The organism is Halomonas sp. Y3 (assembly GCF_024137965.1).
Taxonomy (GTDB): Bacteria; Pseudomonadota; Gammaproteobacteria; order Pseudomonadales; family Halomonadaceae; genus Halomonas; species Halomonas mongoliensis.
In genome coordinates this window covers 1,460,181-1,483,879 of the sequence record NZ_CP099975.1, presented here as the reverse complement: position 1 = coordinate 1,483,879, position 23,699 = coordinate 1,460,181, and the positions used below count along the sequence as shown (strand labels likewise).

Genomic DNA, 23,699 nt, shown 5'->3' with positions numbered 1-23,699 from the left:
ATCACCTCACGGGTACGAAAACGGGGGCGCCGTCGATCTCGGCGGTGGCCAGGCGCTGGCCGTAGAGCCGCTCCAGGGCGGCGGGCACCAGCATCTGCCTTGCCGGCCCCCAGCACGCCTCGCCGTCGGGATAGAGCAGCAGCAGGTGGTCGCACCAGCGCGCCGCCAGGTTGAGATCGTGCAGGCACATCATCACCGCGCGACCCTCGGCGGCCTCGCCGGCGAGCAGGGCAATCACCGCGCTCTGGTGGTGCAGGTCGAGATGGTTGGTGGGCTCGTCGGCGAGCCAGATCTGCGGCGCCTGGGTCAGCACCGTGGCGACGGCCAGGCGCTGGCGCTCACCGCCCGAGAGGGTGCTGACCAGCCGCTCGGCCAGGTGCGCCACGTCGAGCCGCTCGAGGGCCGCCTCGGCCAGGCGCAGGTCCTCGCCGCCCTCCATCTGCCAGGCCGAGAGCCACGGATGCCGGCCGATCAGCGCGGTCTCGCGCACCGTGGCGGGAAAGCCGTCGTGGCGCTCCTGGAACACCAGGCCCAGGGTGCGCGCCACCTGGCGCCGGCCCAGCGCCGCCAGCGGGCTGCCATCGATCAGTACCTGGCCACGGCGAGGGGCACGCAGCCCGGCCAGGGTGTGCAGCAGCGTGGTCTTGCCGGCGCCGTTGGGGCCCAGCACGCCCCACACCTGCCCCGGCTCGACGCTTAGCGTCAGCGCCCGGCCGTCGCGCCGCTCCGGCACGTCGATTACCAGCTCGCGGGTCTCGAGGCGGCTCATCAGCGGCTCCGGTAGAGCAGGTAGAGGAAGGTGGGTACGCCGAGCAGCGCGGTGATCACCCCCACCGGCAGCTGCTCCGGGGCGATCAGGGTGCGCGCCAGGGCGTCGGCCAGCACCAGCAGGGTGCCCCCGGCCAGGGCGCAGGCCGGCAGGATCAGGCGCTGGTCGTTGCCCAGCACCAGGCGCAGCATGTGCGGCACCACCAGGCCGACGAAGCCGATGCTGCCGGCGGTGGTCACCGCGGTGGCGGTGAGCACGCTGGCGACGAGGTAGATGGTCCACTCCAGCGGACGGACCCTGACCCCCAGGGCCGCCGCCTGCAGCGGGCCGCGCGCCATGACGTTGAGGCTGCGCCCCAGCGGCAGCAGCAGCAGGCAGATGAGCAGCAGCAGCGCCAGCGGCGGCCAGGGCGTGCGGGAGTAGGAGAGATCCCCCATCAGCCAGTAGAGCATGCCGGGCAGCCGCTCGGCGGGGCTTATCGCCAGCATCAGGGTGATCACCGCCCCCCAGCCGGCGGCCACCACCACCCCGGTGAGCAGCAGCCGCGAGGGTGTCCAGCTGCCGGTGCCGTGGGCCAGGCCGAAGACCAGCAGCGTGGAGAGAAAGGCCCCGGCGAAGGCGGAGCCGGTGATCACCGCCCCGCCCAGCCCCGCCAGCATCGCCGCCAGCGCCCCCACCGAGGCGCCGCCGGAGAGCCCCAGCACGTAGGGGTCCGCCAGGGGATTGCGCAGCAGCACCTGCATCAGCGCCCCGGCCACGGCGAGCAGGCCGCCCACGGCGAAGGCCGAGAGCGAGCGCGGCACGCGCAGGTCGAGGATCAGGGTGCGGGCCAGGGGGCTCCCCTCGCCGCGGGCGACCGCCCAGACGTCGGAGAGCGACAGGGCGGCGCTGCCCACCGTGACCGAGAGCAGCAGCGCCGCCAGACCCAGCAGGGCCAGCGCGACCAGCGGCGACCATAGCGAGCGTCGGGGGGTGGCCATGCCGGCCTCAGCGCTTGTCGCGGGCATGGTCGAGACGCTCGCAGAACAGGCGGCTGCCTTCCAGCAGTCGCGGCGTGGGACGCTGGATCAGCGACGGCGGCACGAAGTAGAGGTTGTCGCGTTGGATGGCGGTCAGGCTCGGGTACTGCTCCCAGTGGGTCAGCCAGTCGCGATTCTCCTCGCCCATGCCGCCGGCGAGTATCGCCTCAGGGTCGGCGGCCAGCACCGACTCGTCGTCGATGCGCGGCACCAGCCGCGACAGCTCGCCGAAGACGTTGACCCCGCCGCACATCGCCACCACCTGGCCGATCAGGTGCTCGTCGTTGATGGTCATCAGCGGCTCGTCCCATACCTGGTAGAAGACCGAGACCGGCTCGGCGTCGGCGTAGCGCTCGGCCAACGCCGCCATGCCGTCGCGGAACTCGGCGGCGACACGGTCCCCCTCCTCGCGGGTATCGGCCAGCCGCGCCAGGCGCTCGATGGCGCTGGACACGCCCTCGAAGTCGCGCGGTTCGATGTAGAACACCGGCATGCCCAGCCCCTCGAGGGTCTCCAGCTGCTCGGGCGGGTTGCCGGTCTTCCAGCCGATCACCAGGTCGGGGGAAAGGGTCACCAGGGTTTCCAGGTCCATGCGGGTATGGCTGCCCACCGACTGGACCTGGCGCGCCTCGGGCGGGTAGTCGCTGTAGGCCACCACCGCCACCACCTTCTCCCCCGCCCCGGCGGCGTAGACCAGCTCCGTGGCACCGGGCGAAAGCGCGGCGATGCGCTCGGCGGGCTGCTCGAGGCACACCTCCCGGTCGCGGTCGTCGATGGCGCAGAGCGAACCGGCGCGCGCCTCGGCGACCACCGGCCCGGACAGCGCCAGCAGCGAACTGGCAGCGACAGCGGGGCCAAGGGCCCCGCCGAGGCGGCCGCTACTGGCCGAAGTGAACACTGACGAAGGCCGCGCGGCCGGCGTTGATGTAGTCACGAGCGGTCTCGTACTCCTTGTCGAAGGCATTCTCGACCGTCAGGCGGGCCGACCACATGGGCGCGAACGCCCAGCCGGCGCGCAGGTTGACCAGCCCGAAGCCGCTGATGCGATCCTCGTTGGCCGCATCGTCGTAGCGGTCGCCCTGCAGGATCCAGGAGCCGCCCAGCGACCAGTCGCCCAGTTCGCGGTCGACGTCGAAGCGCGCACTCTGACCGGCACGGCGCTGGATGCGGTTGCCCGCATTGGCGCCGCTGCGATTTTCCGGGTCGAGCCAGGTCAGCGCTGCCGCGAGCGTCCAGTCATCGATCTGTGCCCCTGCCGAGAGCTCGATACCGCGGATACGGGCCTCGGCGATGTTCTGCGGCGCCCAGAGGCCGCTGTCGGTGGGCGCCCAGGCGATCATGTCATCGAGATCGGTCTGGTAGGCCGCCAGGTCCCAGTACCAGGACTGATAGCTGCCACGCAGACCGACTTCGACCGTCTCGGACGTCTCCGCATTGAGATCGGGATTGCCCGAGTTCGGCCAGAAAAGGTCGTTGAAGGTCGGCGCGCGGAAGGCGGTGCCGACGCTGGCACGCAGCGTATGGGAATCATCCAGGTCATAGCCCAGCGCCAGGCTGCCGGTGACCTCCTCGCCGTAGGCCTCGTTGTCGTCATAGCGCAGGGCGGCCTGCAGCGCGAAGGGGGCAAAGTCGAGCAGCCCCTGAGCGAAAACGGCCATATTGTCACGGCTGCTCTCATCGAAATCCGTGGTGCCCGAGACCCGGTCTTCGCTGTACTCGGCGCCGGCCACCAGCTCGTGCAAGCCGAACGCCAGGGTGTTCTGCCAGCGGGCCGTGCGGGTGCGGGTATCGAGTACCGACGTGCCCGCCGGCTCCCACTGGGAGGCTTCCTGATGATTGTCCAACTCATCCCGGGATTCACTCAGCGTCAGGCGGCTGCGCCACGTTTCGCTGACGGGAATCTCTCCATAGACCCCGGCCACCTGCTGCACGAAGTCCATCTCGCCGCCATCGTATTCGTTGCTGCCCCGGGCGCGCAGCGCCAGCACACCGAGCTCGGCGTCGTTCTCGAAGGTGTGGGCGAGCCGCATCACCCCCGAGGTATTGTCGTAGCCCTTGTCGTCCCCCCCCTCGCGCACCGGGGTACCGTCGGTGTCTAAACGACTGCCGGCGACGTAGTAGCGGGTTCCACCGCTGCCGCCGGAGAGGCTGGCGCTGTAGCGCTGGGTGTTGAAGGAGCCGCCGCCTACCGAAACGCGCGGCTGGGGATCCCCCTCCTCGCCTTCCGGGGTAAAGAGCTGCACCACCCCGCCGACGGCGTCGGCGCCATAGAGGCTGCCGCGCGGGCCGCGCACGATCTCGGCACGCTCGAACATGCGCGGATCAAGGTAGTGCCAGGCTGCGCCACCGGCGGTGGCAGAGCGCAGGCGAATGCCATCGATCATCAGCGCTGCCGATTCATTACCGGTACCGCGGAGATAGACGCTGCTGGACTTGCCGAAGCTGCCGTTGGTGACCACGTCCACCCCGGGCTGGCCGCGAAAGAGGTCGGTGAGGCTCGTCGGGTCCTGGCGGCGCAGGGTGGCCTCGTCGAGCAGGGTCACGGAGGCGAGCGTCTCGTTGGCGGTGCGCGGCGCCAGGGCGGCGGTCACCACCATGGGGTTGAGACGGGTCGCCTCGGCGGCGGTCTCGGGCTGGGGTTCGGCGGCGGCAATTGCCAGCGGCAGCGCGGCCAAGGCGAAGGCCGCCAGGCCACGGGAGGTGTGAGCGATGGTCATGGATGTCCCTTGCTTGTCGTACCAACCCGTACGATGCGGGTCTGTTCTTGGCCGAGGCGAGGGAGATGTCAGGCGGGAGTGCGGCCAGGCGAGTGGCAGCTGCCCTGCCCGAAACCGCCCTCCGCGGTTCGGCATGCGCTCAAAGGCCGGTCTCCGGGCTGACGAGCGAAGGGCGGCAGCATCACTGCCGGACCTTCAAAGCGACCGCCTTCCCGTGCCTTGGCACAGTGGCATCACGGCCGCTCTTGTCTCGATCACCGTTGCGGGGGCAGCGTCGGAATGGCGAGCGCTCTGGCAGAGCACCGGGCACCGACTTCCCGTTTCACCCCGGCGCTGTGACGCGCCTGGGGCACCTTAGAGTGCGCACAAGCTAGCAAGGCACCGCGTCGGGGTCAACGCAAGACGCTAAAACATCCATTTAAAACACTTTTATTTCAGCTGCTTGCAGAGGCCATGACGCAGGTAGCAGACCACCCGGCTGCGCGCCGCCGCGGCCTGGACCAGCCAGCCGTTGTGGTCCCGCAGCCGCCGTGCCATCGGGTCCATGGGCACGATCCCACGCCCCATCTCATCGAGGATCAGCACCGCCTCGCCGGGGGCAGCGGCGAGGCCGTCGAGCAGGCCCAGCCAGGTATCGCGCAGGGTATCGTCGTCCGGGGTTTCGGCCAGGGCGGCGGCGAGCCAGTCGGCGATGCCGTCGACCACCAGAACCTCTCCCCCTCCCTGGGCTTCCAGGCAAGCGGCGGCGTCCTCCCTCGCCGCCAGCCGATGCCAGCGGGCGTTGGGAAAGCGCTCCAGCGCTAGCCGGCGTCGGCCCGAGCAGGCACCGCCGATGAGGCTCTGCATTGCCACTCTCCTCCCTGGCTCTCGATCTCGAAGCGCCGGCCCTCGGCCTGCCCCACCACGCCCTCCCAGAAGTCGGTGCCCTCGAGGCGACGACGCAGCTCGCGGATGGCACCGCCGTGGCTCACCGCCAGCACCCGGCGCTGCCCCCGCTCGGCGGCCCGCTGGAGCACCTCCCCGAGCCAGGCCTCCAGGCGCGCCCAGAGGGCATCGGCGGATTCGCCGCCGGGGGGCGCCTGGCGGCCGGCGCTGTCGACCCAGGCGCGATAGCGCGGGTCATCCTTGAGTTCTTCCCAGGTGCGCCCCTCGTAATCGCCGAAGTCCAGCTCACGCAGCCGGGCATCGAAGCTCGCCTCCCAGGCCCGTCCTGCCCCGATATGGTCAAGGGTCTGGCGGCAGCGGGTCAGGTCGCTGCAGTAGAGGGCGTCGAAGGCCTCGTTCGCCAGGTGGTCGCGCAGGCGATCGAGCCCTGGCACGGCGTCGGGCAGCAGCAGCGGAATATCCCGCTGGCCCTGGTAGCGGCGCTCAAGGTTCCAGGCGGTCACGCCATGGCGAACCACCACCAGCTCCAGGCGATAAGCAGCAGCCATAGTTCTCCTCCTTCGATGGCGGCACCCACGATATCCCCGTTGATGCCGGTAAAGGCTCGCACCATGGCGAGGCCATACAGAAACAGAAAGACGCAGAGGGCGCCGAGCAGCCAGGCGCCGCCGGGCACGAAGCCGAAGAGCGGCAGCAGCACCAGCAGCGCCAGGCCCAGGTCACGCCTTGCCAGGTGCTGGCGCCAGGTCCAGGCGAGCCCCTTGCGCCGCGCCAGGGGGGCCAGGCGCAGCAGCAAGAGCGCCCCGAAGCGCGCAAGCGCCGGCAGCGCCAGCCACAGCCAGGGGCTCGCCCCGGCCTCCAGCAGGGCCCAGATCAGCGCCCCCTTCCAGGCCAGCAGAAAGACCAGGGCGAGGATGGCGAAGCTGCCCACCTGGCTGTCCTTCATGATCGCCCAGCGCTTCTCCAGGGGCGCATTGCTGCCCAGGGCGTCGGCGATATCCATCACGCCATCCAGATGCAGCCCCCCGGAGAGCGCCACCCAGAGGCTGAGCAGCGCAAGGGCAAGCAAGGGGGTGGGCAGCCCCTGGCCCAGTATGGCCAGGGCCGCCAGGGCCGCACCGATCACCAGACCCGCCAGCGGAAAGCAGCGCAGCGCCCAGCGGCAGGTGGCGGCGTTCCAGGGGCAGGCGACGGGCAGGGGAATCCGGGTCAGGAACTGCAGGGCCAGCGCGAGCCCGTAAAGGGCCTCTCTCATCGGAGCGTCTCCGGGTCGTGGTCGTCGATAGGCTTCCAGTCGATGGGCAGGCCGGCCACTACCTCCACCACCCGGTCGGCCTCCCGGGCCAGGCGCCGATGCAGCCGCTGCAGGAAGGCGATATAGCGCCGGGTCTCGGCGTCCTCCGGGGGAAGGTCCTCGTTGAGGTCGTTGGAGACCACCACCAGGGCGATCCCCCGCGCCCGGGCCGCCGCCAGGCAATCGGCCAGCAGCGCTTCGCCCTCGGCGTCGCTGCCGCCGCCGCCGTAGCGCCACTGGCTGGCCCAGAGGGTCAGGCAGTCCAGCAGCACGCTGTCGCCATCGCTCACTTCGGCCAGGGCCGCGTCGAGGGCCAGCGGCACCTCCAGGGTGTGCCACCCCGCCCCGCGCTCCCGGCGGTGGCGGGCGATGCGCGCGGCCATTTCGGCGTCCGAGGCCCGAGCCGTGGCCAGGTACCAGCGTCGGCCGCCGCGCCGGGCGTGCCAGCGGCAGAGCAGCACCTCGGCGTAGCGGCTCTTGCCGGAGCGGGCACCGCCGCTGACGAAGGTGATCATCGGCGCACCTCCGACCGAACTATATCGGCCATATCGGCCATATCGCCCAGGGCATCGCCAAGCGCCGCCAGCAGACGGGCGTTGGCCGAGGCGTCACCCAGAGCCAGGCGCAGCCAGCCGCCGTCGAGGCCCGCAAAGCCCTCGGTGTGACGGGCCAGCACGCCGCGGCGCAGCAGCGCCGGCAGCAGGTTCCGCGTGGCCTCGCGGCCCGCCGGGTGGCGCACCAGAAAGAAGTTGGCGTGGCTCGGCACCACCGCAAGCCCCAGAGCCTCGAGGCCCGCCCGCAGCCGGGGCCGCTCGGCGGCGAGCCAGGCCCGGGTCGCCGCCTGGAAATCGCGGTCCGCCAGCAGGGGCGCCACCAGGGCCGCCGCCAGGGCATTGACGCTCCAGGCGGGCTGGCAGGCCCGGGCCGCCGCCACCGTCTCGGGCGCGCCGAGCAGATAGCCCAGGCGCAGCCCCGGCAGTGTGAACTGCTTGGTCAGCGAGCGCAGCAGCAGCAGGTGCGGATGGTCGGCGAGCAGCGGCGTCAGCGCCTCCTTGTTTTCCCCCTGCCCGCCCTCGTCGCCGATGAAATCCACGAAGGCCTCGTCCACCACCAGCCGGCAGCCCCGCGATGCGGTCAGCGCCAGCAGGCGTTCCACCTCGGCCCGGGGCACCAGGGTGGCGGTGGGGTTATTGGGACGGCAGAGCCAGAGCAGCCGCGCCTCACCCAGCCCCGCGGCGATGGCCTCGACATCGAGGCGAAAGTCCGGCGGCGTCAGCGGCAGCGTCACCGCCGGCAGCCCCTGGGCCGCACAGGCTCGGGCATACTCGGCGAAGGTGGGCTCGACGATCGCCGCCGGCGCCCCGGGCCGCTCCCGAGCCTGCAGGGCCGCGGCCAGGAAGATCGCCTCGGCGCCGCCGTTGGTCAGCAGCACCTGCTCCGGTGCCACGCCCTCATGGGCGGCGATGGCCTCACGCGCCTCGCGGTAGTCGGGATCGGGGTAGCGGGCAAGCGCCCCGGCCTCGGCGAGCCGCGAGTTCAGCCAGTCGTGGAGCCAGGCCGGCGGCCCCAGGGGGTTGAGGTTGGCGCTGACGTCCAGCACCGGCGTCGTCGCATCCAGGCCGAAGCGCGCCAGCAGGGGGCCGGGCTGGCCGCCGTGCAGGGGCCAGCCGCCGACGGACAGGCCGCGGCCCGGGGCGCTCATGGCAGGGCCTCCATGAGCAGCACCGCCAGCGCCAGCAGCGCCAGAAAACCCAGCCAGCCGCCGTGCATCAGGCGAATGGCCGCGCCGATATGGGCGCAGCGCAGCGGCTCCCCGGGCGTGCCCAGGCGGGCGCGCTCGGAGACCTCGCCGCGGTAGCGGTTGGTGCCGCCGAGCTGAACGCCCAGCAGGTTGGCCACCATGGCCTCGGGCCAGCCGCTGTTGGGGCTGGGGTGGCGGGGGGCCTCGCGGCGGGTGGCGGCCAGCGCCCCCCGGAGGCGCAGCCCGCGCTCCCGCCGCGCCAGGCAGCACGCACCCAGCCAGAGGGTCAGGGCGGTGAGCCGGGCCGGCAGCCAGTTGGCGGCGTCATCCAGCCGCGCCGAGGCCCGGCCGAAGTGAAGGTAGCGCTCGCTGCGGTAGCCCACCATGGAGTCCAGGGTGTTGACCGCCTTGTAGGCCACCGCCAGGGGGGCGCCCCCCAGCAGGGCGAAGAGCAGCGGTGCGGTGATGCCGTCCACCGTGTTCTCGGCCACCGTCTCCACCGCCCCCCGGGTCACCTCCCCCTCGTCCAGCGCCTCGGTGTCGCGGCCGACGATCATGGCAAGCGCGCGACGCGCCGCGGGGAGGTCGCCTCGGGCCAGCGGAGCGGCCACCGCCAGGGCGGCATCGCGCAGGCCCCGGATGGCCAGGCAGCTGGCCAGCAGCCACCACTCCGCCAGCCAGCCCAGCCAGGGGTGAAGCCGCGCCAGCAGCGCGATGGCGGCCCAGGCCAGCAGCCAGGTGCCCAGTACCACCAGGGCCGCCATCAGCGCGCCGCGGATTTGGCGCGCCCGGGGAGTGCCATGGTTCCAGGCCTTCTCCAGCCGGGCGATCACCGCCCCCATGCCCACCACCGGGTGGGGCAGGCGGCGGGGGTCGCCGATGGCCAGGTCCAGAGCCACGGCGGCAAGCACCAGGCCCAGCAGCGCAAGCGACAGCGGTTCAGCCATGGGCGGCCTCCTCCTGGCGCCGGCGCCACTCCCGGGAGGCCAGCAGCGCCTCGCGGGTGGCCCGGTAGACCGCCTGGCCCAGCTCGCGACCGAGCCGCGTCCCCGAGCCGGCATAGGGGGTCACGGGGCCCGCCTGGGTCGCGGCAACCGCCAGGCAGTCGGTGGAGGTGCCGCTGGCCGGCGTGCCGCTATAGGGGTCGAGCACGCCGAGGGAGTGCAGGGCGCGCACCTTGGCCTCGCTGGCCGACAGGCAGGCGTTGACCAGGCCGCCATCGGTCAGGTGGCCATCGATCATGACCAGCGTATTGATGGTGCCTACCGGGCGCGGATCGCCGGCCAGGGGGGCGACGATATCCACGGCGTTGCCGGCCCCGGCGGTCACCGCCACCAGCACGCCCGCCCCTACCTCCACCCGCAGGTGCTCGAGGCGCACCGCGGTCATCATGGCCAGGCTCTCGCCCTCCGGCAGCCCCCGCGCCGCCAGCCAGGCGGCGAGATCCGCCGCCGGCGCGCTGCCGGCATAGTCCTTGTCCACATGGAAGTTGCAGAAGTGGCGTCGCCAGCCGAAGCCGCCGCCCACCAGGGCGCTGCTCAGGGTCCAGAGCGGGCGCGGGGCGGCCAGGTATACGCAGTCGGCGGCGGCATCGAGGGTAAGCCCTGGGCCGAAGGCGAACTGGGTGGGACCGGGCCTCATGGGGCGGGGTCGATGCCGATATCGTCGAAGGTGGCCATCTCCGCCAGCAGGCGGCAGGCCGAGTCGAGCAGCGGAAAGGCCAGCGCCGCCCCGGTGCCCTCGCCCAGGCGCAGCTCGAAGTCGACCAGCGGGCGGGCCTCCAGGGCGGCCAGGGCCCCCTCATGGCCAGGCTCCCGGGAGCGGTGACCGAAGAGCAGGTAGTCGCGCAGGCTCGGCCGCAGCCGGCAGGCCACCAGCGCCGCCACCGTGGCGATAAAGCCATCGACGATCAGCGGCAGGCGGTGGGTCGCACCGCCCAGGAAGGCCCCCGCCATGGCGGCAATCTCCAGGCCGCCCACCCTGGCCAGGGCCTCCAGCGGGTCCGCCGGGTCGGGGCGCCGCGCGGCCAGGGTACGCTCGATCACGTCGCGCTTGTGGGCCAGACCCGCCGCGTCCAGGCCGGTACCGGGGCCCACCAGCCCCTCGACCGACGCACCGGTCAGGGCGGCCAGCAGGGCGCTGCTGGCGGTGGTGTTGGCGATACCCATCTCGCCGACGATCAGGCTGCGGCACCCCGCCGCCGCGGCCCGCTCGGCGGCGCGCCGACCCGCGGCCATCGCCGCCAGCGCCTCGTCGCGGCTCATGGCGTCCTCGTTCAGCATATTGGCCGTGCCGAGGCGAACCCGCTCGTCGATCAGCCGCGGGGAGTCGGCCGTGCCCTCGGGCAGGGGGGTGGCCACGCCCACGTCGATCACCTCGAGATGGGCCCCATGCTGGCGGGCAAAGACGTTGATGGCGGCCCCGCCGGCGGCGAAATTGGCCACCATCTGGGCGGTCACCTCGGCAGGAAAGGCGGAGACGCCCTCGGCGGCCACGCCGTGGTCCGCGGCGAACACCAGCATGGCCGGTGGCGAAACCTGCGGCAGCGCCTGGCCCTGAATGGCGGCCAGCTCCACGGCGAGTCTCTCCAGGCGGCCCAGGCTGCCCGGCGGCTTGGTCAGGCGGTCCAGGCGCTGCGCGGCCTGCTGGGCCGCCAGGCTATCGAGAGAAGGCAGGAAATCGGGGATGACGCTCACGCAGGCCACTCCTTGGATCGGCAGGCGAAGGGGCCGGCCATCTTAGCAGAGTTGGCGGAAAGGTCAGGGGATCAGCACCGCGGCACCGGAGAGCCTCCCCTCGCGGAGGTCATCGAGGGCGCGGTTGGCCTGATCCAGGGGGTAGGCGCGGGTCTCGGTGCGGATCGGCACCTGCGGCGCCAGGGCCAGGAACGCCTCGCCGTCCCGGCGGGTGAGGTTGGCCACCGACTTCACCGAGCGCTCCTCCCAGAGCAGCCGGTAGGGGAAGCTCGGAATGTCCGACATGTGGATGCCGCCGGAGACCACGGTGCCGCCGGGGCGCACATGGGAGAGCGCCGCGGGGACCAGCTCCCCCACCGGGGCGAAGAGCAGGGCCGCATCCAGCGCCTCCGGCGGCGCCTCGTCGCTGCCCCCGGCCCACTCGGCGCCGAGCCGCCGGGCGAAGGCCTGGGCCTCGGCGTCGCCGGGACGGGTGAAGGCGAAGACCCGCTGGCCGCGGGCCAGCGCCAGCTGGATCAGGATATGGGCGGCGGCACCGAAGCCGTAGATGCCGAGCCGCCGTGGGGCCTCGCCGCCGGCCAGGCGCCAGGTGCGGTAGCCGATCAGCCCGGCGCAGAGCAGGGGTGCACTCGCCTGGGCGTCGTCGCCCTGGACGGGAAAAGCGTAGCGGGCGTCGGCCACGCAGTATTCCGCGTATCCGCCGCCCCGGGTGTAGCCGGTGAACTCGGCCCGCTCGCAGAGGTTCTCCTCGCCGCGAAGGCAGGGGGCACACTCGCCGCAGGTCCAGCCCAGCCAGGGCACGCCGAGGCGCTCACCCAGCGCCACCCCGGTCACTCCCTCCCCCAGGGCGGTGACCTCGCCGATGATCTCGTGGCCGGGCACCAGGGGCAGACGCGGGTCGGGCAGTTCGCCATCCACCACGTGGAGGTCGGTGCGGCAGACCCCGCAGGCCAGCACCCGCAGCTGAAGCTCCCCTGGGCCGGGCGCGGGCCTCGGCACCTCCTCCAGCACCAGAGGCTGACCCGGGGCGTGCAGGCGCATGGCGCGCATGGTCTCGGTCATGGTCATTCTCCTCTCGGCCGTCCAAACCGGCCCTGCCGACAGGATAGCCGAGGGCTCAGGCGGCGACCCGGACCTCGTAGCCGGTGTACTTGCGCAGGTTGATCACGCCGGTATCGAGGATCAGGTACTGCCCCTTGAGGCCGAGCAGGGTACCGCCGATCTCGGGGGTCTTGTCGAGGTTGTGGGAGACCACCTTGGTGGGGTATTCGAGCACCGGGTAGTCCAGGGCCACCGGCGGCGCGTCGAGCAGGCGGATGGCGTCTTCCCCGAAACGCTCGCGCAGGTTGGCCAGGCCGCCCTCCAGGCGCGCCAGCAGGCGGTCGCGCTCGGCGGGCAGGTCCAGCTCGGCGGTGTCACCCTTGAGCATGGCCCGCCAGTTGGTGCGGTCGGAGACCTCCTCCTTGAACAGCGTCTCCACGAAGCCCGACTGCTGGCGGGTATCCACCTCGAACATGGGCAGCGCCTGCACGGCGCCCTGGTCGAGCCAGCGGGTCGGGACCTGGGTGCCTCGGGTGATGCCGACCTTGAGGCCGGAGGCGTTGGCCAGATAGACGATATGGGGCTGGAAGCAGTGGCGCTCGCCCCACTCGGGCTCGCGGCAGGTGCCGGCGAAGAAGTGGCAGGTTTCCGGCTTCATGATGCAGGTGTCGCACTGGGCGAGCTTCTTGAAGCAGGGGTAGCAGTGGCCCTGGGCGAAGCTCTTCTTGGTGGCCCGGCCGCAGTGGGTGCAGGCGATGGCACCGCTCCAGGCAAGCGAAAGCGGCCGCCCCAGGCGCTCGTTGAGCTCGAGGCGCGCCTCGCCGGCGCGCAGGGTATAGCGGGCGGGCTCACCGCCCTGCCCCGGCGCGATGGCCATCTTGGTCAGGCAGCCGGTGACCTCGGCGGCCGCGGCGATGGCGTCAGTCACGGCCGGCGTCCTTGGCAAGCCCCGCCAGTGCCGGGTCCACGCCGGCGCCGCTGCTGGCCCCGCCGCAGGTGCGCTGCTGCAGGTAGCCCACCCGCTGCTCCTCGGGGACGTTATTCTCGAACTCGTAGCGCATCACCGCCTCCATGCAGAGCTCGGTCTGCTCCCGGGTCAGCAGGCGGCCGTCCGGCCACTTGCGCAGCTCCACCGCCTGCTTGAGGCTCTGGTAGATGGCCGGGGTCATCTGCTGGATCATGCGCTCGAAGGTCATATCGCTCATCGGAAACTCTCTCAATGGTGACGGCGTGCTCGCCCGGAATAGTACCAGCCCAGGGCCAGGCCCACGACCAGCCCCCCCAGGTGCGCCTCGTTGGCCACGTTGCCGAAGCCCACGGCGCCGGCCATGTCGGTCATGGTGAAGACCATCCAGCCGAGCATGAAGACCACCAGCATCTGGGGCACGAAGAAGCCGCTGCCGGGGGCCCGCCGCGACATCAGCCAGACGTAGCCGAGCAGGGCGAAATCGACGCCGGACATGCCGCCGAAGAGCACGGTACCGGCGGCGTACTGGGCCAGGTTGGCACCCACGCCGGCGGCGAGCAGGATCAGCAGCATGCGCCCGCTGCCCTGCAGCGCCTCCACCTGGCGGCCGAAGTACCAGAGCCACAGCATGTTGAAGATCAGGTGCATCCAGCCGAAGTGCAGAAAGGCCGGCGAGAGCGGGCGCCAGATCTGGCCGGCCAGCAGCGCCTCGACCAGGCTGCCCACGGCCAGGGTGCCGCCGGGGGCGACGCCCAGGGGCACGATGGCCAGCAGGGCAATGACCAGATCGCCGAACACGGCCATGGCGGCGAACACCAGCAGGCAGAGCCCCAGGGTGGCCGCGGTGACGGGGGCCTGGCGAAGTGCCCGGGTCAGCGAGCCGGACGCCGGCCCGGCGGTGCGCCGCGTGCGGCCCCGGGCAGGCATCAGCGGCTCGCCGCTCTGCCACTGGGCCAGCAGCCGCATCATCTCTGCCTGCTGGCGGGGATCCGCCAGCCAGAGGGTCTGGCCCTCGTCATCCTCGGTGATGCGGTGGCCGATACGGTGGGCCCAGAGGGCACGGCGCAGCTCGCGGGTATCGGCATCGGGGGGCAGCTGGATCACGCGGTACATGGCGCCTCCTTGTGCGCGTGGGTGGGCGGGACCGGGGAGCGCGCATAAAAAATCCGGCGGAGGGGGCCGCCGGATAAGAGCAAGGGATCATTCAAGGGAACACCTACTCTGATGGCGGTCGGCGCCAGGAGTTCACGGCACCGAGCAAAAAATATTGTAAAGTTTTGTGTCATGTAAAAACGTCATTCGAAGCTGATCTCCCAGGGGCGCGGGCGCACCTGCTCCTCCCGGGGGACCCGCAGCCAGACGAAGTGGTCCGCGTTGAGCTGGCGCTCGCCGCTCCAGCGGTAGGCCACCAGGCGGCCGAACTTCACCGCGCTGTAGTCCAGGCAGGCAACGTTGGGCGCCGGCAGCGCCGGAATCCCCTCGCACCAGTAGTGCCCGATGAAGAGCGGCGGCTCGTCCGGCCCGTAGAAGGCCAACCGTTGGCGATCCTCGGCAGAGAGCGGGCGCAGCTCCAGGTCCCCGGGCAGGTTGTCGGGCTGGAACACCACGTCGCCCCAGGTCTGCGGTGACTGCGCCCAGAAGTGGGTGCGGAAGCTGCGCCGGGTGAAGCCGTCGCCGGAGTGGATCTCGGTGCCCAGCGGCAGGGGCATCTGGGTGCCCCGGGTGAGACGATCGAGGATCTCGAAGGCCCGGGTACCCGGCGCCGTGGACTCCACCAGGAAGGCCTCGTCCATGCAGGCATCCGGATGGCGGCTGCGCAGGTCGTCGATCAGCGGCTGGTCCCAGCAGGCGTGCACCACCCGCAGGCCGTCGCGCTCCAGAAAGAGCGGGATCTCCAGGAACCAGGCCAGCGCCTCCTCCCACTCCTGGGGGTGGTCGCGATACTGCTCCAGGGTCTCGTTGATGATGCGGTTGTTGCGCGGCGTGTGCTCGCGCAGCCACTCCCGGCCAATTCCCGCCGGGGCGCGATGGCAGTAGGCCAGGGCGTTGTACTCATGGTTGCCCATGACGATATGCGCCTCGCCCTCCTCCACCATGCGCCGGGCGATCTGCACCGCCAGCCGAATGCGCGGACCGCGGTCGATCAGGTCGCCGAGAAAGATGACCCTGCGCCTGGGGTGGCGGTAGACGCCGCCCCGCTGGTGGTAGCCCAGTTTCTCCAGCAGCGCGGCCAGGGTGGCGCCGCAGCCGTGCACGTCGCCGATCAGGTCGTAGCCTTCGAATCTCGCCTGCGTTCTCACATCAGTCTCCCAGGCGATTGCTCCAGCCCAGCTTGCTGCGCAGGACCTCGAAGAAGTTGTGTCCCAGCGGATGCACCAGCTGGACGCACTGGGGCTTGCGGCGGATCACCAGGACATCGTCGGGCTTGGCCACCGCGCGGGTCTGGCCGTCGCAGCTGATATGCGGGTAGGTCTGGTTGGTCTCGCCGATGTGGATACGGATCTCGCTGGCGGCGTCGATGACGATGGGCCGACTGGAGAGGGTGTGGGGGAACATCGGGACCAGGGTCACCACGTCGAGCTTGGGGTGCATGATGGGGCCGCCGCCGGAGAGCGAATAGGCGGTGGAACCGGTGGGCGTGGCGATGATCAGGCCGTCGCTGCGCTGGCTGTAGACAAACTGGCCGTCGATGAAGAGCTCGAACTCGATCATCCGCACCGCCTTGCCGGGGTGCAGCACCACCTCGTTCAGGGCGTCGCCGCTGCCCATCAGGGTGCCGTCGCGATAGAGCTCGGCGTCGAGGAGGAAGCGCTCCTCCACCTCGTAGTGGCCGTCGAGCACCTCGCCTACCCGAGCCTCCAGTTCATCCGGGGAGATATCGGTGAGAAAGCCCAGCCGACCGCGGTTGACGCCCAGTACCAGGGTGCCGCTGTGGCAGAGGGTGCGGGCCGCCCCCAGCAGGCTGCCGTCGCCCCCCACCACGATCACCAGGTCGCAGAGCTGGCCGAGCATGCGCCGGCTCGACTCCACGTGGCCGTGGTCGAGGAGCACCGTGGCGGTGCGATCCTCGATGATGACATGGTGGCCGCGCCCGTCCAGGAAGCGGATCAGGCGCTTGAGGGTGTCGACCACCTTGGTGCTGCCAAGGCGGCCAATCAGACCGATGGTACGGAAGGACGTCTTGGCGTCGCGTTCCGGGGAAGAGCTCTGTTCGGATGGCATGCAGGGGCCTCTCGCATTGCAGCGGCCCATTATGGCCACTGCCCAGCCCCCCGGCAAACGGGCCGCGTCGCGCCTCAGGCGGCCAAGGCCGCGCGGCGCTTCACCCACCACTCGTTGAGCCACAGGGAACCGGCGATGATCGCCCCGCCCAGCGCCAGGCGCCCGAGGTCGGCGTCACGGTTCCAGATCACCAGGTTGACCAGCAGGCCGGCGGGGATCAGGGCGTTGTTCATGATCGCCAGCGCCCCGGCGTCCACCCGGGTCGCCCCCAGGTTCCAGAGGAAGTAGCCGACGCCCGAGGCCACCAGCCCCAGCCAGAGCAGCACGCCCCACTGCACCCCGGTCGTCGGCAGCGCGCTGGCATTGCCCAGCAGGGCAAAGGCGGGCAGGGCCACGGCCAAGGCCCCCAGGTAGAACCAGGCGAAGACGCTGTGGCGGGGCAGCGAGGCGGGAAGCTCATCCGAGAGCCGCCGGTAGCCCACCTGGCCCAGGGCGAAGCAGAGGTTGGCCCCCTGCACCACCAGGAAGCCGAGCAGGAAGCCGCCGTCGAGGCCATCGTAGCGGATCACTCCGGCTCCCACCACGGCCAGCGCCGCTGTCAGCAGGTAGAAGGGGGTGAAGCGCCCAAACAGGGCATCATCGAGCAGGGTGATGTAGAGCGGCGTGAAGATGGTGAAGAGCAGCACTTCCGGCACCGAGAGCAGCAGGAAGGACTGGTAGAAGAAGATATACATCAGCCCCAGCTGCACGGCGCCCAGCCCCATCAGCACCAGGCGCTGGCGCCCGCGCAGCAGGCCGGGGCGCAGGAAGGGCAGGAAGACCAGTGCGGCCAGGGCCACGCGCAGGGCGACGGCGAAGTAGCTGTCCACCTGGCCGGCCAGATAGACGCCGATCAGCGAGAAGGAGAAGGCCCAGAGTACGGTGACGCCGACGAGATAGCCCACGGTCAACCTCATTGATATTTTGAGTTGACGGCGATTATACGCCAGTGGACGCCTCTGCCAACCCCGGCGAACCGCTACCTCAGCGCCGAGCGACCAGGCGCAGGGCGTGGATCACCCCCGGCAGCCACCCCAGCAGCGTCAACAGCAGGCTAAGCCCGACGCGGCGTGCCGGCGCCCGAGACAGCCCCACGGCCAGCGGCGGCATCAGCACGGCAAGCGCCAGCAGGGCGGTACGGGGTGCACCGGCGGGAACGGGCTCGGCCGGCGAAAACGAAGCCTCCGCCGGGGCGCCCGGGTCGAACTGTTTCACGCTCTTCTGCGCTTCCTGCTCCCGGGCCCGATGCTCGAGAAAGCGCTGATGCGCCTCGTGGTTAATCTTCTGCTCCAGGGAGTCAGCATCCTCGGCCAGCTCGTCGTGGTAGCGCTCCCACTCCTCCCAGTCGTGGGGCGTCCCGGCCCGGGGGCGGTGGTCGCCCGACTCCCGAGCGCGCGCCCAGGCCTTCTCTTCGAGGGTGGTGGGGCGTTCACGTTCGCGATCGCCGTCGAGTCCCTTGCGGGCACGATACTCGCGAGCATCCATAGGCAGACTCCTGGGTTATCGATACCGGGCCTTGATTTTGAGACAGGAAGGCGCCAGGGGGTTCCAGAACGACCATACGCAGCGCCACCTCCAAGCGTTGATAGCGAAAGGCTCAACGGGGCCCGGGAGTGGACTATGCTGAAACCGCTACGGGCTGATGATCAACCGGCACAAGGAGAATTGCCATGCCCAACAAGGCCCCCACCACCGTTCGCGAGATCATGTCCCGTGACTGCTACCGGGTGACCGCCAAGACGGCGGTATCTACCCTGGCCGAGGGACTCTCGCTCCACCGGCTGCCCGGCGTCCCGGTGGTCGATGAGCACGACCACCTGATCGGCTTCATCTCGGAGCAGGATGTGCTCGGCAAGGTGCTGGAGAGCACCTATCTCAACGAGGAGCCGCCGCTGGTCAAGGAGCTGATGCGCCACGAGGTGCTCACCGTCACGCCCAACAAGAGCATCACCGACCTGGCCCAGGAGATGCTGAAGAACAAGCCCAAGGTCTATCCGGTGGTGGAGCAGCAGCGCCTGGTGGGCATCGTCACCCGCCGCGATGTCCTCAACGCCATCCTCAGCATGCGCCACAAGCAGAATCACTGAGCTTTTCACCACCGATCCAGCGCCCCGCCACGGCGGGGCGCTTTCGTGTGACGCCCCGGCCGGGCGGCTGCCGCCCGCCACCCCGCCAAAAAGAAGGCCGCCTCCCTAGGGGAAACGGCCAAGCATCGATCGAAAAACTGCGAGCCAGAACAACAGTGTTAGCGACTGCTATCGCGCTGTTGCCTGTGCTTACTCAGACAGTGCTGCGAGGAAAAGTTCGGGAGCGGTCGAAATTTTATTGTCGGGAGCGCCTCTCGCCCGGCAACACACCGAAGAAACAGCAACTTGCAGCGCAAACGCGAAAAAGGCCGCGCCGCGGCTTGCATGGCTAAGCATTTGGTTTTACTATCGAAACCGCCTAGCGGGTGTAGCTCAATGGTAGAGCAGAAGCTTCCCAAGCTTAAGACGAGGGTTCGATTCCCTTCACCCGCTCCACGCCCCAGTTTTCACCCTTACACCCACTTGGCGTGGATCTACCTGCTTCAACCTAAAACAGGTAGTGGCAGAGCTTTGTGATCGCCCCATGGCCCTGTTCCTGCTTGTCTTTGCCGTCTGCCTGCTGATCTTCGGCGGCATGACCGCCCTGCTGCTGCTCTCCGGCACCCCCCGCTATCGCACCGAGCCCGCCCAGCTGCTCGCGCTGATCGACCGCGCCCTGGCCAGCGAGGTCACTGAGACCGAGTGGAATGCCATCATCGGCTACCCCATCCGCCACGACGAGACCCTGGACAGCATCCGCCGTCGCGCCCAGCGACTGGTGGACGAGCATGGCAACCACGGCCGCGTCAGCCGCGGCAAGCCCCTGCTGGATGCCGCCGGGCAGGAAGAGCTCCAGGCCCTGCGCGACCACCTCGCCCGCCATCTGGCCCTGCGCGAACAGCAGCGCCGCGGCGAGTGAGCCCGGGGCGTCGATAGGCTAGACTGAGGACTTCGCCAGCCGAAACGGGCATGACCTGATGTCGAGCGCCATCCGCCAGATCCCCCTCGATACCGCCACCCTCCACCATGCACACGACTACCATCAGATCGTGATCGGCCTGGAGGGGCGCGCGGAGTTCGAGATCGAGGGACTGGGCGGCGCCATCTCGGCGCTGTCGGGCTGCATCGTGCCGGCCAACCACGTGCACTACTACGCCGGGAGCGGCGAGAATCGCCAGCTGATCCTCGACCTCCCAGGTGAGGCGGCCTGCCTCACCGGTCTCCATCATGAACTGGCGCGCCTCTTCGATGCCCCGCGCTTCTTCGCCCTGGACGCCCCCCTGCGCCGCTACCTGGACTTCCTGCTGCTCGAGCTCGAGCACGCTCCCCACCCCCTTGGCACCGGCCAGCAGGAGCGCCTGGCCGGCACCCTGCTGGGTTGCCTCAACGAGCGGCTGGGCGGTAGCCCACCGGCGCCCCGGGGCCGCCCCCTGGACCTGGCACGCCTCGACCGCTTTATCGAACGCCACCTGGCAAGCCCCCTGCAGGTGGGCGACCTGGCACGGGAGGCCTGCATGAGCGAGGCCCACTTCCGGGAGCGCTTTCGACAGCAGACCGGCCTCTCGCCCTGGCAATACGTACGCCGCCGGCGCCTGGAGGCGGCCCGCCACCTGCTCTCCGCCACCGGCCTGCCCGTGGCGGAGGTCGCCGCCCGTACCGGCTTCGGCAGTCAGAGCGCCTTTGCCAGCGCCTGCCGTAACGCCTTCGGCGCCCCCCCGAGCCAGCTGCGACAGCCCGCCGAGCGTCCGCGGCCGCTGAACCGGGTTTCCCGCCAGGGTCGAGCATAGGTAGCGACTAAAGTCTAACCCTCGCGGACAGGGACGCCACAGAATCCGCGAAATCCGCCGCCACTCCCGCGAAATCCGCAAGCACGCCATCCCCTAGGCTCCTAAAGTCAGGGGTACGGCCGTTTCACGCAGTGATCACGCCTGCCTGGAAAACGGCACCCTTCCGCCTGACGAGACTCCCGGGGGAAACCGATGCTCGACGCCACCACCATGCTGGATACCGCCACCTGGCAGCAGGATCTGGACACCCTCTTCGCTCGCGTAAGCGAGCACTATGCCATCGATGAAGATGACTTCGTCGCCGAGCTGGTCAAGGTGCTCAGCGCCGACACCCGCGACTTCCAGCGCATCGCCGGCAAGACCGCCGAACTGGTCCGCGAGATCCGCGAGATGGACACCGCCGTGGACTCCATCGACCAGCTGCTGCAGGAGTACAGCCTCGACACCCACGAGGGGCTGATGCTGATGTGCCTGGCCGAGGCGATGCTGCGCATCCCCGACCGCGCCACTGCCGATGCCCTGATCGAGGACAAGCTGGGCCCCGCCGACTGGAAGTCCCACCTCGGCCAGAGCGACTCCTGGTTCGTCAACGCCTCGACCTGGGGCCTGCTGATGACCGGTCGGGTGCTCAACCTGGATCACCCCAGGGAGGGTCGCCCCGCCGGCTTTATCAACAAGCTGGTCAACCGCATGGGTGAACCCGTGATTCGCCGGGCCATGCGCGAGGCCATGAAGGTGATGGGCAAGCAGTTTGTGCTGGGCCGCGACATCGACGAGGCGCTCAAGCGTTCGCAACCGCTCTTCGACAAGGGCTACACCTACTCCTACGACATGCTGGGGGAAGCCGCTCGCACCCGCAGCGACGCACGCAAGTACTTCGACGACTACGCCCGCGCCATCGAACGAGTCGGCAAGGCCAGCCAGGCGCTGACCGACAGGACCCCCGCCCCTTCGGTCTCCATCAAGCTCTCCGCGCTGCACCCGCGCTACGAGTTCGGCCGCCGCGACCAGGTACTCCATGAGCTGGTCGACAGCGTCAAGCGGCTGGTGGCCATGGCCCGGGAGCGGGACGTCGCCCTGACCATCGACGCCGAGGAGGTCGACCGCCTGGAGATCTCCCTGGAGGTATTCCGGGCCGTCTACGAGAGCCAGGAGGCTCGGGGCTGGGGCCACTTCGGGCTGGTGGTGCAGGCCTACGCCAAGCGCGCCCTGCCGGTGCTGCACTACCTCAACCGCCTGGCCGACCAGCAGGGCGACGAGATCCCCCTGCGCCTGGTCAAGGGCGCCTACTGGGACAGCGAGATCAAGGAGTCCCAGCAGCTCGGGGTGGAGGGCTACCCGGTCTACACGCGCAAGGCCTGCACCGACGTTGCCTACCTGGTCTGCGCGCGCTTCCTGCTCTCCGACGCCACCCGCGGGCGGATCTTCCCGCAGTTCGCCACCCATAACGCCCACACCATCAGCGCCATTCTCGAACAGGCCAACGAGGCCTCGCGCCCCTTCGAGTTCCAGCGCCTGCACGGCATGGGCGAGGCCCTCTACGACGCCGCCCTGCCCCGGGCGCCCAAGGGCACCTACTGCCGCATCTATGCGCCGGTGGGCGCCCACAAGGACCTGCTTCCGTATCTGGTTCGCCGCCTGCTGGAGAACGGCGCCAACTCGTCGTTCGTCCACCAGCTGGTGGACCCCAGGGTGCCGGTGGAGTCGCTCTGCGTGCACCCCGCCGAGACCCTGCGCCAGCAGCCGCGCTACGCCAACTCCCGCATCCCGCTGCCCGCGGAGATCTATGGCGAGCAGCGGCGCAACTCCCGGGGGGTGAACCTCAATGTGCGCAGCCACTACCAGCCGCTGATGGAGGCCATGGCCAAACACATGGAGCGCGAGCACAGCGTCAAGCCGCTGCTCGCCTTCGAAGTGCCCGCTGATCCCGCCCGCTGCCAGGAGGTGCTCTGCCCCTTCGACCGGCGCCAGCGGGTAGGCCGGGTACAGTGGACCAGCGCCGACGAGGCTGCCCGCGCCGTGGACGCCGCCTGGGCCGCCTTCCCCCGCTGGCAGGCCACCCCGGTGGCCGAGCGGGCCGCCATCATTCGCCGCCTGGGCGACCTGATGGAGACCCATATGGCGGAGCTGATGACGCTCTGCTCCCGTGAGGGCGGCAAGCTGCTGACCGACGGCGTCGACGAGATCCGCGAGGCGGTGGACTTCTGCCGCTACTACGCCATGAAGGCCGAGGAGCTCTTCGGCGAGGCGACCGCCCTGCCCGGCCCCACCGGCGAATCCAACCGGCTGATGCTCGCCGGCAAGGGGGTCTTCGCGGCGATCAGCCCCTGGAACTTCCCGGTGGCGATCTTCTGCGGCCAGGTGGTGGCCGCCGCTGTCGCGGGCAACACCGTGCTGGCCAAGCCCGCGGAGCAGACCTCCATCGTCGCCCACCGGGTGATCGAGCTGCTGCATGAGGCCGGCATGCCCCGGGAGGTGGTACAGCTGCTGCCCGGCGACGGCCCGACCGTGGGCAGCGTGCTCACCGGCGACCCCCGCATCACCGGGGTGGTCTTTACCGGCGGCACCGATACCGCCCAGGTGATCAACCGCGCCCTGGCCGACCGCGAGGGCGCCGCCCTGCCGACGCTGGTCGCCGAGACCGGCGGCATGAACGCCATGATTGTCGACTCCACCGCCCTTCCCGAGCAGGTGGTGGCCGATGTCATCCAGTCGGCCTTCCAGAGCGCCGGCCAGCGCTGCTCGGCGCTGCGGGTGCTCTATCTTCAGGAGGACGTGGCTGACCGGGTCATCGAGATCCTCAAGGGGGCCATGGATGAGCTGCGCGTGGGCGACCCCCGCGACCTGGGCACCGATGTGGGGCCGGTGATCGACGAGGATGCCCGGGCGGGCCTCACCGCCCATATCGAGACGCTCAAGGCCGAGGACCGGCTGGTGGCCGAGACGCGCCTGGAGACCCACGAGACCGCTCACGGCACCTTCGTGGCCCCGGTGGCCTTCGAGATCGACGGTATCGAGGCCCTGGAGCGGGAGCAGTTCGGTCCGATCCTGCATATCGTCCGCTACAAGAGCAGCGAGATCGACCGAGTGATCGATTCGATCAACGGCCGCGGTTACGGCCTAACCTTCGGCGTGCACAGCCGCAATGAATCCTTTGCCGATGAAATAGCGCAGAAAATTCGTGTTGGTAACGTCTATGTGAACCGCAATATCATCGGTGCCGTTGTGGGCGTGCAGCCCTTCGGTGGCCTGGGGCTCTCCGGCACCGGACCCAAGGCGGGCGGGCCGCACTACCTGCTGCGCTTCGCCACCGAGAAGACGGTGACCGTCAACACCGCCGCCCTGGGCGGCAACGCCTCACTGCTTGCACTGGGAGACGAATGACCGGCAGCAGCCTGCCGTCATCAACAACAAGACGGCGCCCGAGTGATGACTCACGCGAGGGCGCTCACCGGA

General features: G+C 70.3%; 24 protein-coding genes, 1 tRNA gene and 1 riboswitch. Of the genes, 5 read left to right on the top strand and 20 right to left on the bottom strand.

Annotation, left to right across the window (positions count from 1 at the left end):
* Nucleotide 1 precedes the first annotated feature (1 nt).
* From NHL60_RS07090 to NHL60_RS06995, 20 genes are all read right to left on the bottom strand, one after another.
* Nucleotides 2–769, bottom strand: a complete 768-nt coding sequence (locus tag NHL60_RS07090; RefSeq protein WP_253450742.1) for an ABC transporter ATP-binding protein — start codon at nt 767–769, stop codon at nt 2–4.
* A complete protein-coding gene (locus NHL60_RS07085) occupies nt 769–1,749 on the bottom strand; it encodes an iron ABC transporter permease (protein ID WP_253450739.1) in 981 nt (326 codons plus the stop codon). Before NHL60_RS07085 ends, NHL60_RS07090 begins: the two co-directional genes overlap by 1 nt.
* Nucleotides 1,750–1,756: 7 nt before the next feature.
* Entirely contained in the window at nt 1,757–2,686 is a 930-nt protein-coding gene (locus NHL60_RS07080) for a cobalamin-binding protein (protein ID WP_253450735.1), read from the bottom strand.
* Nucleotides 2,667–4,505 (bottom strand): TonB-dependent receptor, encoded by a 1,839-nt coding sequence (locus tag NHL60_RS07075; protein ID WP_253450733.1) that lies wholly within the window; start codon nt 4,503–4,505, stop codon nt 2,667–2,669. The genes NHL60_RS07080 and NHL60_RS07075 overlap by 20 nt, the downstream gene beginning before the upstream one ends.
* 126 nt (nt 4,506–4,631) lie before the next feature.
* Nucleotides 4,632–4,877, bottom strand: a riboswitch (cobalamin riboswitch).
* Nucleotides 4,878–4,934: 57 nt separating this feature from the next.
* Nucleotides 4,935–5,351 (bottom strand): bifunctional adenosylcobinamide kinase/adenosylcobinamide-phosphate guanylyltransferase, encoded by a 417-nt coding sequence (locus tag NHL60_RS07070; RefSeq protein WP_253450729.1) that lies wholly within the window; start codon nt 5,349–5,351, stop codon nt 4,935–4,937.
* On the bottom strand, nt 5,306–5,938 hold the full coding sequence (locus tag NHL60_RS07065) for a histidine phosphatase family protein (RefSeq protein WP_253450726.1): 633 nt from the start codon (nt 5,936–5,938) through the stop codon (nt 5,306–5,308). The genes NHL60_RS07070 and NHL60_RS07065 overlap by 46 nt, the downstream gene beginning before the upstream one ends.
* Nucleotides 5,890–6,645 (bottom strand): adenosylcobinamide-GDP ribazoletransferase, encoded by a 756-nt coding sequence (locus NHL60_RS07060; protein WP_253450722.1) that lies wholly within the window; start codon nt 6,643–6,645, stop codon nt 5,890–5,892. Before NHL60_RS07060 ends, NHL60_RS07065 begins: the two co-directional genes overlap by 49 nt.
* On the bottom strand, nt 6,642–7,199 hold the full coding sequence (locus NHL60_RS07055) for a bifunctional adenosylcobinamide kinase/adenosylcobinamide-phosphate guanylyltransferase (protein ID WP_253450719.1): 558 nt from the start codon (nt 7,197–7,199) through the stop codon (nt 6,642–6,644). The genes NHL60_RS07060 and NHL60_RS07055 overlap by 4 nt, the downstream gene beginning before the upstream one ends.
* Nucleotides 7,196–8,386: a threonine-phosphate decarboxylase CobD gene (cobD, locus tag NHL60_RS07050; protein ID WP_253450717.1), complete on the bottom strand. Its 1,191-nt coding sequence runs from the start codon at nt 8,384–8,386 to the stop codon at nt 7,196–7,198. Before cobD ends, NHL60_RS07055 begins: the two co-directional genes overlap by 4 nt.
* A complete protein-coding gene (cbiB, locus tag NHL60_RS07045) occupies nt 8,383–9,372 on the bottom strand; it encodes an adenosylcobinamide-phosphate synthase CbiB (RefSeq protein WP_253450714.1) in 990 nt (329 codons plus the stop codon). Before cbiB ends, cobD begins: the two co-directional genes overlap by 4 nt.
* Complete coding sequence (locus NHL60_RS07040) at nt 9,365–10,066, bottom strand: adenosylcobinamide amidohydrolase (protein WP_253450711.1); 702 nt, start codon at nt 10,064–10,066, stop codon at nt 9,365–9,367. The genes cbiB and NHL60_RS07040 overlap by 8 nt, the downstream gene beginning before the upstream one ends.
* Entirely contained in the window at nt 10,063–11,112 is a 1,050-nt protein-coding gene (gene cobT / locus NHL60_RS07035; RefSeq protein ID WP_253452058.1) for a nicotinate-nucleotide--dimethylbenzimidazole phosphoribosyltransferase, read from the bottom strand. Before cobT ends, NHL60_RS07040 begins: the two co-directional genes overlap by 4 nt.
* Before the next feature lie 72 nt (nt 11,113–11,184).
* Nucleotides 11,185–12,183 carry a zinc-dependent alcohol dehydrogenase family protein gene (locus NHL60_RS07030; protein WP_253450708.1) on the bottom strand — a complete coding sequence of 333 codons (999 nt, stop codon included), beginning with the start codon at nt 12,181–12,183 and terminating at the stop codon, nt 11,185–11,187.
* Nucleotides 12,184–12,238: 55 nt separating this feature from the next.
* Complete coding sequence (locus tag NHL60_RS07025) at nt 12,239–13,090, bottom strand: DUF2797 domain-containing protein (RefSeq protein WP_253450705.1); 852 nt, start codon at nt 13,088–13,090, stop codon at nt 12,239–12,241.
* Nucleotides 13,083–13,367, bottom strand: coding sequence for a YeaC family protein (locus NHL60_RS07020; protein WP_253450702.1), 285 nt, complete (start codon nt 13,365–13,367; stop codon nt 13,083–13,085). Before NHL60_RS07020 ends, NHL60_RS07025 begins: the two co-directional genes overlap by 8 nt.
* An 11-nt stretch (nt 13,368–13,378) precedes the next feature.
* Nucleotides 13,379–14,242, bottom strand: coding sequence for a rhomboid family intramembrane serine protease (locus NHL60_RS07015; RefSeq protein WP_253450699.1), 864 nt, complete (start codon nt 14,240–14,242; stop codon nt 13,379–13,381).
* 182 nt (nt 14,243–14,424) lie between these two features.
* Nucleotides 14,425–15,429, bottom strand: coding sequence for a metallophosphoesterase (locus NHL60_RS07010; RefSeq protein WP_253450697.1), 1,005 nt, complete (start codon nt 15,427–15,429; stop codon nt 14,425–14,427).
* A 1-nt stretch (nt 15,430) separates the two neighbouring features.
* A complete protein-coding gene (locus NHL60_RS07005; protein WP_253450694.1) occupies nt 15,431–16,351 on the bottom strand; it encodes an NAD(+) kinase in 921 nt (306 codons plus the stop codon).
* A gap of 74 nt (nt 16,352–16,425) precedes the next feature.
* Nucleotides 16,426–17,295, bottom strand: coding sequence for an EamA family transporter (locus NHL60_RS07000; RefSeq protein ID WP_253450691.1), 870 nt, complete (start codon nt 17,293–17,295; stop codon nt 16,426–16,428).
* Between the two features lie 79 nt (nt 17,296–17,374).
* The gene (locus NHL60_RS06995) at nt 17,375–17,875 is read right to left on the bottom strand and encodes a YqaE/Pmp3 family membrane protein (protein ID WP_253450688.1); all 501 of its coding nucleotides are present in this window, start codon (nt 17,873–17,875) and stop codon (nt 17,375–17,377) included.
* A 185-nt stretch (nt 17,876–18,060) separates the two neighbouring features.
* On the opposite strand from NHL60_RS06995, the gene NHL60_RS06990 reads away from it, so the two are divergent.
* The 5 genes from NHL60_RS06990 (at nt 18,061) to putA (ending at nt 23,627) form a co-directional block, all read left to right on the top strand.
* Entirely contained in the window at nt 18,061–18,477 is a 417-nt protein-coding gene (locus NHL60_RS06990; protein WP_253450685.1) for a CBS domain-containing protein, read from the top strand.
* Between the two features lie 361 nt (nt 18,478–18,838).
* A tRNA-Gly gene (locus NHL60_RS06985) sits at nt 18,839–18,912 on the top strand.
* Nucleotides 18,913–19,000: 88 nt separating this feature from the next.
* Entirely contained in the window at nt 19,001–19,375 is a 375-nt protein-coding gene (locus tag NHL60_RS06980) for a hypothetical protein (protein WP_253450683.1), read from the top strand.
* A gap of 58 nt (nt 19,376–19,433) precedes the next feature.
* The gene (locus NHL60_RS06975; protein ID WP_253450680.1) at nt 19,434–20,243 is read left to right on the top strand and encodes an AraC family transcriptional regulator; all 810 of its coding nucleotides are present in this window, start codon (nt 19,434–19,436) and stop codon (nt 20,241–20,243) included.
* A 192-nt stretch (nt 20,244–20,435) separates the two neighbouring features.
* Entirely contained in the window at nt 20,436–23,627 is a 3,192-nt protein-coding gene (gene putA / locus NHL60_RS06970; protein WP_253450676.1) for a bifunctional proline dehydrogenase/L-glutamate gamma-semialdehyde dehydrogenase PutA, read from the top strand.
* Nucleotides 23,628–23,699: the final 72 nt, after the last annotated feature.

Excerpts from the sequence above, each read along its gene's own strand:
- NHL60_RS07090 (WP_253450742.1), bottom strand. The coding sequence starts at position 769 with ATGAGCCGCCTCGAGACCCGCGAGCTGGTAATCGACGTGCCGGAGCGG.
- NHL60_RS07085 (WP_253450739.1), bottom strand. The coding sequence starts at position 1,749 with ATGGCCACCCCCCGACGCTCGCTATGGTCGCCGCTGGTCGCGCTGGCC.
- NHL60_RS07075 (WP_253450733.1), bottom strand. The coding sequence starts at position 4,505 with ATGACCATCGCTCACACCTCCCGTGGCCTGGCGGCCTTCGCCTTGGCC.
- NHL60_RS07070 (WP_253450729.1), bottom strand. The coding sequence starts at position 5,351 with ATGCAGAGCCTCATCGGCGGTGCCTGCTCGGGCCGACGCCGGCTAGCG.
- NHL60_RS07065 (WP_253450726.1), bottom strand. The coding sequence starts at position 5,938 with ATGGCTGCTGCTTATCGCCTGGAGCTGGTGGTGGTTCGCCATGGCGTG.
- NHL60_RS07060 (WP_253450722.1), bottom strand. The coding sequence starts at position 6,645 with ATGAGAGAGGCCCTTTACGGGCTCGCGCTGGCCCTGCAGTTCCTGACC.
- NHL60_RS07055 (WP_253450719.1), bottom strand. The coding sequence starts at position 7,199 with ATGATCACCTTCGTCAGCGGCGGTGCCCGCTCCGGCAAGAGCCGCTAC.
- cobD (WP_253450717.1), bottom strand. The coding sequence starts at position 8,386 with ATGAGCGCCCCGGGCCGCGGCCTGTCCGTCGGCGGCTGGCCCCTGCAC.
- cbiB (WP_253450714.1), bottom strand. The coding sequence starts at position 9,372 with ATGGCTGAACCGCTGTCGCTTGCGCTGCTGGGCCTGGTGCTTGCCGCC.
- NHL60_RS07040 (WP_253450711.1), bottom strand. The coding sequence starts at position 10,066 with ATGAGGCCCGGTCCCACCCAGTTCGCCTTCGGCCCAGGGCTTACCCTC.
- NHL60_RS07030 (WP_253450708.1), bottom strand. The coding sequence starts at position 12,183 with ATGACCGAGACCATGCGCGCCATGCGCCTGCACGCCCCGGGTCAGCCT.
- NHL60_RS07020 (WP_253450702.1), bottom strand. The coding sequence starts at position 13,367 with ATGAGCGATATGACCTTCGAGCGCATGATCCAGCAGATGACCCCGGCC.
- NHL60_RS07015 (WP_253450699.1), bottom strand. The coding sequence starts at position 14,242 with ATGTACCGCGTGATCCAGCTGCCCCCCGATGCCGATACCCGCGAGCTG.
- NHL60_RS07005 (WP_253450694.1), bottom strand. The coding sequence starts at position 16,351 with ATGCCATCCGAACAGAGCTCTTCCCCGGAACGCGACGCCAAGACGTCC.
- NHL60_RS06995 (WP_253450688.1), bottom strand. The coding sequence starts at position 17,875 with ATGGATGCTCGCGAGTATCGTGCCCGCAAGGGACTCGACGGCGATCGC.
- NHL60_RS06990 (WP_253450685.1), top strand. The coding sequence starts at position 18,061 with ATGCCCAACAAGGCCCCCACCACCGTTCGCGAGATCATGTCCCGTGAC.
- NHL60_RS06980 (WP_253450683.1), top strand. The coding sequence starts at position 19,001 with ATGGCCCTGTTCCTGCTTGTCTTTGCCGTCTGCCTGCTGATCTTCGGC.
- NHL60_RS06975 (WP_253450680.1), top strand. The coding sequence starts at position 19,434 with ATGTCGAGCGCCATCCGCCAGATCCCCCTCGATACCGCCACCCTCCAC.
- putA (WP_253450676.1), top strand. The coding sequence starts at position 20,436 with ATGCTCGACGCCACCACCATGCTGGATACCGCCACCTGGCAGCAGGAT.